Here is a 9179-nt window from a genome sequence, read left to right on the forward strand (position 1 = left end):
TCCTAATTACAGTCGGTACGTGGGCATATCCCTGGCATTACACCATCCATTGCTGGCATTACTCGTTGTTTCGAGTTGGGGCATTAGCTTCTTACCGAATCCTATTCCTCTCATAACCTCCTAAAAGGAGAGTTTGCATCTTGGTTGATTACTCAGCAGTTTCGACCGAGCTACTTCGTTGCTGAGAGTTATGAGGGGTTTCCTCGTTCCAAATACTCCGTTGGTATGAATCTTTAGGATGTGTCTGTACACCGCTTGCAATTGGTATTGATTATGAGCTATGCCAACTCATAATAATTTTATAATTTTGTGCAAGTTTGCTTTTTTAGCTACAGCTTATCAGTCCTGATTTGGCTGTTTCTGCTTAACGATGCTTATGACTTTTAACCTCTCCACCGATCGCAGTTGGTATTGAGTCATATCCAAGGTAGATATAACTAACTATTTTGCGATGTCACCTTTTGGCCACGGCTTGTCAGACCTGATTTCGCCGTTTCAACATAACGATGGTTACGGTACTTCGAGCGAACGCTCTATCCATAGAATTCTTGCTAGAGGATAACCAGTTCAGACTACCAGTCATAGCCCCATTTAACCCCGCTTTGCGGATTGAAGACCACTCTCTACCGCAGGGGTTATGCTTTCATCTCCAACACCTGAGAGATAGGACTTGATGATTACGCTTTTGTTAGTATTTAGCGACCTATAAAGGGGACATCTCACCTATACGAAGTATTTAGTTGTCATGGTTCACGAAACGTAAAACGTCTCGTCTATATTGACCTATTAAGAATTGTTAAAAACTTAACATTTAGTCAGACCATGCTAATGCTTATGTACTAAAAATAGTACTTTCACACTAAACGAGTCGCACTCCCTGATTGTTGTCATAATCGGTATTAATCGTCAAAATTCCGTCTTCACCAAACCAATAGCGACTAATTACGGGCAAGCCATCAACATAACCCTTATTGCGAATTAGTTTACCACTACGTCCTGTTTCATCATCGGGAACGTCAATTAAAATTGCTGCGTAGTTGGGGTTGGGTTCTTTTTCTTCTAAATTATCTTGCCAGCTAAAACTACCACCTCCCTTTGCTAGAGCAGGATTTATGCCTTGTAAATCGCAAACTTCTTTGACTCTGGGATCGTCTTGTTGAATAACTTTAACAATTAAGTTGGATTCTCCCGACTCATCGGCAACTGTATCAAAATGATGGACGCTACGTTCGGTGTACCATTTACCTTCGCTTTTGGTAAAAAATTCCATCATATTCATTGGCACGTTTAAACGCATAAAAAAGAACTCCTAAAATTTTTTTTTGTTTAATATCAAAAGAAGACTTCCATTGAGTGGGAGTCTTCAAAAGGATATTATCTCAATCAAGAAGGGGAAATAAATTTACTAAGAATACAAAATTTAATAAATTAACCCCAGCAAGAAATGATTAGCAATCATAAGTCAGAATTTAATATTAAGACTCATTACTTTCTTCTCTAGTTGGCTGTTGTTCCAAAATTCTTTGTTGTTGCAGACGCTTGAAATCAGAAGCTGAATTTTCTAGTTGTCCTTGAGAATCTGCTTCAAATTCTGCCGCACTGCGTCCTTTCAGTTGTTGAGCGCGATGAATTAGCTCGACAGGATTTAATCCTCCTGGAGCATCGCCATAAATACTGTCTTTTTCATTGGATTGGAAACCATTATCTCGCTCGTATTGAGACTGAGCAAAAATAGAAGAGTTAAATCCTGCTGCTAAAGTGATTAATATTCCCAGGCTGAGAAATTTGGCTAGTTGATTCATGGATTTATTTTTATCGATAATTATATTTCGCGAATAAATAATTGCTCTGATACGATCGCTTTTTAGGCGAGCGAGACAATAAGTTATTTTGGATTGCCCACCTAAAACCGATTTACAATATTTGAAAGTGATTGGCTGCAATTAAGCAAAACGACGACGTAATAGGGGTTGAATTGCAAATAAGATTAAAGCGTCAAACCCTAACAAGATTAAGATAACAGTACCAAAATTGAAATCTATCCAGGGAGTGTTCATTACAACACTATTAATTGTCCAATCTCCATGACTGTAGATATAACGAATGGGTTCGATCGCATAGGTCAAGGGATTGAGAGCAGCCACTACCTGCAACCAACCAGCCATAAAGCTTAGGGGTGCAAGAGCAGTACTAGCAAATAATAAGGGTAAGTTAGTCACAAAGATAACCGCAATTAGTTCGATATGTCCTGGTAAAGCAAAAGCCAAGCCCAAACTCAAAGCAGTTACCCCCAAAACAATTAAAAATACAATTAAGGCGATCGCGCTCAAGCCACCAAATCCTGGCAAACCCGCTCCCAAAATAGCACTAGCCAAGATAATTACCGCTGTTTGAATAAAACTCAAGGCAATAATATAAATTGTCGAAGCTGCCACAATGGAATAGCGAGAGGACAAAGGAGCGACTAACAAACGATTGAGAAAACCAAACTCGCGATCGAACATCACGGGCAATCCTGCATTTAAAGCTCCCGAAAAAGCCGTAAAGACGATTACTCCTGGTGCGAGGAATTTAGCGTAACTCAAATCGTCACCAAATAAACCCGAAGGTGCTTTACTAAATAGCGCGCCAAATAGTACCAGCCACATAAAAGGCTGAAAGATTCCTGCCATTAATGTCGAAGGACGACGTTGCAGTTGTATAAATAGACGTTGAGTAAGAGCTAATGTTTCCTGAATAAAATCTCCGAAGGGATTACTTTGCTCTTGAGCTTCTCTGGTAATGGCTGGATTTGGTGCTAATGCCGAATTTATATTTCTCGTTGAGGTGGTCATTTTTATTTGTTGATGGTTAACGGTTAATTGTCGATTGGTAAATGATAAACAATTAATAATTAAGATTGCTTCATAGCTTGTTTCTTCTCTTTTTTGAGATCTCTAGAGCTAGATGCTGCTATTTCGGCATCCATAATTGTTTGTCCTGTAGCCGCAAGATAGACATCATCGAGACTGGGGCGAGACTGCGCCAAACTAAAAATCGGCAATCCTACTTCTTCTAGGGAAGTTTCGATTTTACTCAAAGAGCTTTGACCCGACTTAACAATTAAGTTTAAAGAATTGCCTTGTACTGTATTAACGATAACGCTTTCGACAAAGGGCAAAGATTCGATCGCCTTTTTAGCTTGTTCTGCTTCTTCTAAGGGGGTAAATTCGCGAATACGGAGGGTTACCCGATCGCCTCCTAACTTATCCTTGAGATCCGAAGGCGTACCTTCAGCAATGACCTCTCCTTGATCGATAATTGCCAAGCGATCGGCTAAAGCGTCGATTTCTTCTAAATAGTGACTGGTAATTAGTACTGTAGTTCCCGCAGAGCGCAATGCTTGTAAAAACTCCCAAACCACCATGCGACTTTCGATATCCAAACCGACGGTAGGCTCGTCCAAAACTAGCACTTCAGGTTGGTGTAGCAATCCTGCGGCTAAATCCAAACGCTTGCGGATACCCCCCGAATAAGTGCCTGTCTTGTTGTCGATGTAGTCTGTTAAACCCAAAACTTCTACTAGTTGATTGATGCGATCGCTGATTGCTTTTTTGGGTAAATGATATAGTGCTGCTTGTAATTTGAGTAATTCCCTGCCCGTCAAAACCTTATCGATCGCCACCTCTTGAGCTACGTAACCCAGCCTTTGGCGGACGGCTTTGGGAGATGCGATCGCCGATATTCCGCCTACTTCTATATTACCGCTATCGGGTTTTGCCAAAGTACACAAACATCTAATAGTTGTGGTTTTGCCCGCACCGTTAGGACCCAATAAACCGAAGATTTCTCCAGGTTTGACCCTAAAAGATATATCTCGGACTGCGGGAACATCCCCATAGCTTTTGCGTAAATTTTCAATTAAAACGGCAGCAGCCATACTTTTTATCTAAAAATTGCTTATTATCATTAAACTCTATCGCCCCATTATTCATCAGGAGACTTTAAGAGTTCAGATATTATTATCCCAAATCCAGAATAATTTCTCAAACAGTCTTAGGCTTTTATAAAGACTTAGATTTATTCTATTAAAATAAATATATTTAACATATCTAAACATAATAATTTTTTTTAACCAATGCCCCAAACTGCTTTAAATCTCATTGCCATAGGTATTTTTGTAATGACTATGACAACACTATTAGGGCCTTTATTCAATCTTTCTCCTGTAGTTCCTGCTGCGATCGTTTTTGGTATTTTAAGTTTGGCAACAGTCGATACCCTTAGTTGGAATAGTCGAGGGGTTTCGTTGTTGTTAGATTTATTCGCTTCGGAAAAACAACGCCAACGAATCCTGAACCACGAAGCAGGTCATTTTCTCACTGCTTATTTTTTGGGCATTCCCATTGAAAGTTATACTCTCACCGCTTGGGAAATGTTTAGACAGGGACGTTTGGGACGTGGAGGGGTCATTTTTGAAACAGAAAGTTTGACAGATCGACCGTTTAATCTGCAAGAAATGCGTTTAACTTTAGATCGTTTTTGTACGGTTTGGATGGCAGGTATAGCAGCCGAAAAAACTATTTATGGCGATTCTCAAGGAGGGGCAGAAGATCGCCAACAATTAAGGCAAGCTTTAGCAATGGCAGGGTTACCAGAAGTGGGTTACCCTCAAAAAGAACGTTGGGCTCAGTTACAAGCTACTAATCTTTTAACCAGACATCAAAAATCCTACCAAGCTTTGGTAGAGGCGATGAAGCAAAGATCTTCTGTAGAAGAATGCTATGCAATTATTCAGCAACATTGCGATGCAGACAGCGAAGAATTATCGTTAAACGTTTAGCATAAAAAAAGCCCTAAATCTAAGTTAGGGCTTTGATTTACTATCTCATTAATCGGTTAACCAAATCGTTAGTAGAGATCGCACTAAATTAACCGATAACTTCCTTGGCTTTAGCTATTACGTTGTCAACAGTAAAACCAAATTCTTTCATACAGATAGGACCAGGAGCAGAAGCACCGAAAGTATCTACACCAACAGAAGCACCTTCAAAGCCAATATATTTCTGCCAACCAAAGGTAGCACCAGCTTCAACAGATAAACGCTTGCGGGCAACTTTAGGTAATACAGAATCTCTGTAAGCTTCATCTTGAGATTCAAACAATTCCCAAGAAGGCATGGAAACTACACGGACTTTTTTGCCTTCTGCTTTGAGTTTTTCTGATGCCTCAACGCAAAGTTGAAGTTCGCTACCAGTACCAATCAAGATAATGTCTAATTCTTCAGGGGCGAAACCACAGGAATAAACATAAGCACCTTTAGAAACGTCTGCCATGGAGGAGTTTGCTAAATTGGGTACGCCTTGACGAGTCAAAGACAACAAAGTAGGTTTGTTTGCTTTGGCATTCTCGATTGCTACTTTGTAAGCACCAGATACTTCGTTACCATCAGCAGGGCGAATTACGGTTAAGTTAGGAATAGCTCTCAAGGAAGCTAGAGTTTCAATGGGTTGGTGGGTAGGACCGTCTTCCCCTTGTCCGATGGAGTCGTGAGTCATAACCCAAATTGCTCCAACTTCAGACAATGCAGACAAGCGAATTGCCGCACGCATATAGTCAGTGAAAATCAAGAAAGTCGCACCGTAAGGAATTAGACCAGAACCGTGAAGAGCAATACCGTTACAAATTGCTCCCATACCGTGTTCTCGCACTCCAAAGTGGATATTGCGATTTTCGTGCGCCCCTTTTTGGAATTCACCAGTGTCTTTTAACTCTGTATAGTTGGAGTGGGTTAAATCTGCCGAACCGCCGATTAATTCTGAAACAACGGGAGATAGAGCGTTTAAGCAAGCTTCGGAAACTTTACGAGTTGCCAATCCTTTGTCTTCGGGAGTGAAGGAAGGAAGTACATCAGCCCAACCTTCGGGTAGCTTACCGCTAAGGAAACGCTCAAATTCTGCTGCTTCTGCGGCATATTTTGCTTTGTAGTCAGCTAATACTTTATTCCACTCCTCTTCGTAGCCAGCCCCGCGCTCTACGGCTTTTCTCATGTGGCTAAGAGCTTCTTCAGGAACTTCAAATGGTTCGTAGTCCCAACCGAGGTTTTCACGAGTTAGTTTGATTTCATCCGCACCGAGAGCAGAACCGTGAATGCCAGCAGTATCAGCTTTATTGGGCGCGCCATAACCAATGGTAGTAGTTACTTTGATCATAGAAGGCTTATCGGTTACAGACTTAGCTTCTTCGATCGCTTTGGCAATCGCTTCTAAATCGGTGTTACCATCTTCTACGTGAAGTACGTGCCAACCATAAGACTCAAAACGTTTGGAAACATCTTCGGTAAAGGCTACATCAGTAGAACCATCGATGGAAATATGGTTATCGTCATAAAGAGCGATTAGTTTGCCCAATCCTTGGTGTCCTGCAAAAGAAGCAGCTTCCCCAGAAATACCTTCCATGTTGCAGCCGTCACCCAAAATAACATAAGTATAGTGATCGACCAAAGTTGCATCTGGCTTATTGAATTTGGCAGCCAAGTGAGCTTCTGCTACTGCCAGCCCTACACCATTAGCAATACCTTGACCCAAAGGTCCTGTAGTTACTTCAATCCCAGGAGTAACAAAGTTTTCGGGGTGTCCTGGAGTGACAGATTTCCATTGACGGAACTGTTTAATATCTTCAATCGATACGCTATCGTAACCAGCAAGGTACAATAGAGCATATTGCAACATCGAACCATGACCCGCAGAAAGAACGAAGCGATCGCGGTTAAACCATTTGGGGTTTTTGGGATTGTACTTCATGAACTTATCCCAGAGCACAAACGCCATTGGAGCAGCCCCCATAGGTAGTCCTGGGTGTCCAGATTTAGCTTTTTCTATTGCTTCGATTGCTAAAAAACGAATTGAATTTATGCAAAGTTCTTCAACTGATTTGCTTGATTGGGTGGCAACTACCATATGCGTTATATAAATAAACTACGATAAAACAAAATTTGAACCAGCTTCAGCACACCTAGAAGGAGTTGTAAGTTTTCTAGACTAGATTTCTTTAAAAGCCGCACTCTTATCTTCTCATCCTAGACGAACGGGGAGCAAGTCTTATATTTCTTATTTGTTTGGCTACAAATATTTGTCCATCATCATAAAGGGATGATGTCTCGTTTTTCAAATTAAATTGAGAAACAAAATTACAGTATTTCCCCAACAGAAATTGTTAGAAAAATTTACCGTCAGTTTAGCCATACTTTTTAAAGGCTAGAGTAACATTATGACCGCCAAAACCAAAAGAATTAGATAAAGCCACGTTAATTTCACGCTCGCGACTTTGATTGGCAATGTAGTCTAGGTCGCACTCTTCATCGGGATTGACTAAATTGATCGTGGGGGGTACTTTATTGTTTTGAATTGCCATCACCGTAGCAACTGCTTCAATACCCCCCGAACCTCCTAAAAGATGACCAGTCATAGACTTAGTAGAACTGACTAGGATTTCTTCTGCTCTTGTTCCTAAAGCTTTTTTAATCGCCTTGGTTTCATTAGAATCATTAGCTTGGGTGCTAGTACCGTGAGCGTTAATGTAGTCTACATCTTTAGGAGTCACATCCCCATCTGCTAAAGCCAGTTCGATCGCCTTTGCCGCCCCCTGTCCTCCTGGTATGGGAGAGGTCATATGATAGGCATCGCAAGTCATGCCATAACCGACGATTTCGGCATAGATTTTTGCTCCACGAGCCTTGGCTTGTTCCAATTCTTCGAGTAGCAAAATACCCGAACCTTCTCCCATCACAAATCCATCGCGATCGCGATCGAAAGGACGGCTAGCATGGCTGGGATCGTCGTTGCGAGTTGAAAGAGCCTTTGCCGAACAAAAACCCGCAAAAGATAGGGGCGTTACTGCTGCTTCTGCACCACCGCAAAGCATGGCATCGGCATAACCTCCCTGAATTATACGAAAGGCATCGCCAATAGCATGAGAACCCGCAGCACAGGCGGTTACCGTACAGGAGTTAGGCCCTTTTGCTCCTGTATGAATTGCGGTCAAACCTGCTGCCATGTTGGCAATCATCATGGGTATCGTGAAGGGACTTACTTTTCTCGGTCCTTTGGTTAGAAGATTTTCATTTTGATCTTCCATTACTTTTAGTCCGCCGACTCCAGTACCGATTAATACCCCAACTCGGTCGGCATTAAGATCGTCGATGACGAAATTGGCATCCGCGATCGCTTGTTTGCTGGCACACACTCCAAATTGAGCGAAACGATCCATTCGCTTTGCATCTTTTTTGTCTAAATAGTCGCAGGGGTCAAATCCTTTAACCTCCGCAGCAATTTGACAAGCGTGTTTCGAGGCATCAAAGAGAGTTATCGAGCCTACTCCATTACGTCCCTCTAATAGCCCAGCCCAATATTCTGCCAGATTATTACCAATGGGAGTAATTGCGCCCAAACCTGTAATTACGACCCGTTTTTTTTGCCTATTTGTCATCTTCGCTCTTCTTAAATTTTTATTTGCTAATATCTCTGTTGAGGCTGCTTGTTGATTGCCTGTCTTTTTGCGTTAACCATCTTATACGATTCAGCCAGGCGATCTAATTTTTCGAGGTCGAGGCAAACTAAATATTTTTGCTGACTATGGATGTTGGAATCGCCACAATTAAATTTTCTAGTTTGACTTCTCCGCCGATGCAGCCATCATTAACTTGAATATAATTAACAATTATGAATTAATCAGCTTATGCAGCCGCGCCTGTTTCTTGAGTAATATGCTCTACTGCTTTACCTACTGTATCTATTTGTTCGGCAGCTTCGTCAGGAATTTCAATATCGAATTCTTCTTCTAAAGCCATTACTAGTTCTACCGTATCTAGAGAATCGGCACCCAAGTCATTGGCAAAACTTGCTTCGGGAGTAACTCTATCTGCTTCTACTTCTAGCTGATCGACTACAATACCTTTTACTTTTTCAAAAATTTCTTGATTCATTGTTTTTTTCCACTAAATAACCCGATCTATTACGATAAACATAGATTTAAGATAAATTGACGGGTTTGTTTCCTCATTAATGCTGGCTTAGAACGTTTAATATACCAAAAGAATTTTTTTTCAATAGATTAAACGCTTTGGTTTAAAAAGCGGCAACTTTTATCTTATCTGAAAGAGGGACAAAGTTATAGCAATCCTAATTGTGGCGATTAATTAA

The 9179-nt window shown here is 41.1% G+C and carries 7 protein-coding genes and 1 pseudogene; 1 reads left to right on the forward strand and 7 read right to left on the reverse strand.

The genetic code is table 11. The features are described from left to right. Window positions 1-874 precede the first annotated feature (874 nt). From AC33VI_RS17090 to AC33VI_RS17105, 4 genes and pseudogenes are all read right to left on the reverse strand, one after another. Window positions 875-1297: pseudogene (locus AC33VI_RS17090) on the reverse strand (phycobiliprotein lyase); the annotation flags it as partial. A gap of 178 nt (window positions 1298-1475) precedes the next feature. Next, window positions 1476-1802: a hypothetical protein gene (locus AC33VI_RS17095; RefSeq protein ID WP_491783468.1), complete on the reverse strand. Its 327-nt coding sequence runs from the start codon at window positions 1800-1802 to the stop codon at window positions 1476-1478. 141 nt (window positions 1803-1943) lie between these two features. After that, entirely contained in the window at window positions 1944-2834 is an 891-nt protein-coding gene (locus AC33VI_RS17100; protein ID WP_491783469.1) for an ABC transporter permease, read from the reverse strand. Between the two features lie 59 nt (window positions 2835-2893). Then, window positions 2894-3919, reverse strand: a complete 1026-nt coding sequence (locus AC33VI_RS17105) for an ABC transporter ATP-binding protein (RefSeq protein ID WP_491783470.1) — start codon at window positions 3917-3919, stop codon at window positions 2894-2896. A 198-nt stretch (window positions 3920-4117) separates the two neighbouring features. Between AC33VI_RS17105 and AC33VI_RS17110 the strand changes: the two genes are divergently transcribed. Beyond that, the gene (locus tag AC33VI_RS17110) at window positions 4118-4822 is read left to right on the forward strand and encodes an ATP-dependent Zn protease (protein ID WP_491783471.1); all 705 of its coding nucleotides are present in this window, start codon (window positions 4118-4120) and stop codon (window positions 4820-4822) included. 88 nt (window positions 4823-4910) lie between these two features. On the opposite strand, the gene tkt is transcribed toward AC33VI_RS17110, so the two are convergent. From tkt to AC33VI_RS17125, 3 genes are all read right to left on the reverse strand, one after another. Then, window positions 4911-6938, reverse strand: coding sequence for a transketolase (gene tkt, locus AC33VI_RS17115; RefSeq protein ID WP_491783472.1), 2028 nt, complete (start codon window positions 6936-6938; stop codon window positions 4911-4913). A 277-nt stretch (window positions 6939-7215) separates the two neighbouring features. Next, window positions 7216-8466 (reverse strand): beta-ketoacyl-ACP synthase II, encoded by a 1251-nt coding sequence (gene fabF / locus AC33VI_RS17120; protein ID WP_491783473.1) that lies wholly within the window; start codon window positions 8464-8466, stop codon window positions 7216-7218. 247 nt (window positions 8467-8713) lie between these two features. Continuing rightward, the gene (locus AC33VI_RS17125) at window positions 8714-8962 is read right to left on the reverse strand and encodes an acyl carrier protein (RefSeq protein WP_491783474.1); all 249 of its coding nucleotides are present in this window, start codon (window positions 8960-8962) and stop codon (window positions 8714-8716) included. Window positions 8963-9179: the final 217 nt, after the last annotated feature.

The sequence above is a fragment of the Waterburya sp. genome (assembly GCF_058530065.1).

Bases quoted from the DNA above. Each gene is read 5' to 3' on its own strand.
- AC33VI_RS17105 (WP_491783470.1), bottom strand. From the start codon at position 3,919: ATGGCTGCTGCCGTTTTAATTGAAAATTTACGCAAAAGCTATGGGGAT.
- AC33VI_RS17110 (WP_491783471.1), top strand. From the start codon at position 4,118: ATGCCCCAAACTGCTTTAAATCTCATTGCCATAGGTATTTTTGTAATG.
- AC33VI_RS17125 (WP_491783474.1), bottom strand. From the start codon at position 8,962: ATGAATCAAGAAATTTTTGAAAAAGTAAAAGGTATTGTAGTCGATCAG.
- AC33VI_RS17095 (WP_491783468.1), bottom strand. From the start codon at position 1,802: ATGAATCAACTAGCCAAATTTCTCAGCCTGGGAATATTAATCACTTTA.
- AC33VI_RS17100 (WP_491783469.1), bottom strand. From the start codon at position 2,834: ATGACCACCTCAACGAGAAATATAAATTCGGCATTAGCACCAAATCCA.
- fabF (WP_491783473.1), bottom strand. From the start codon at position 8,466: ATGACAAATAGGCAAAAAAAACGGGTCGTAATTACAGGTTTGGGCGCA.
- tkt (WP_491783472.1), bottom strand. From the start codon at position 6,938: ATGGTAGTTGCCACCCAATCAAGCAAATCAGTTGAAGAACTTTGCATA.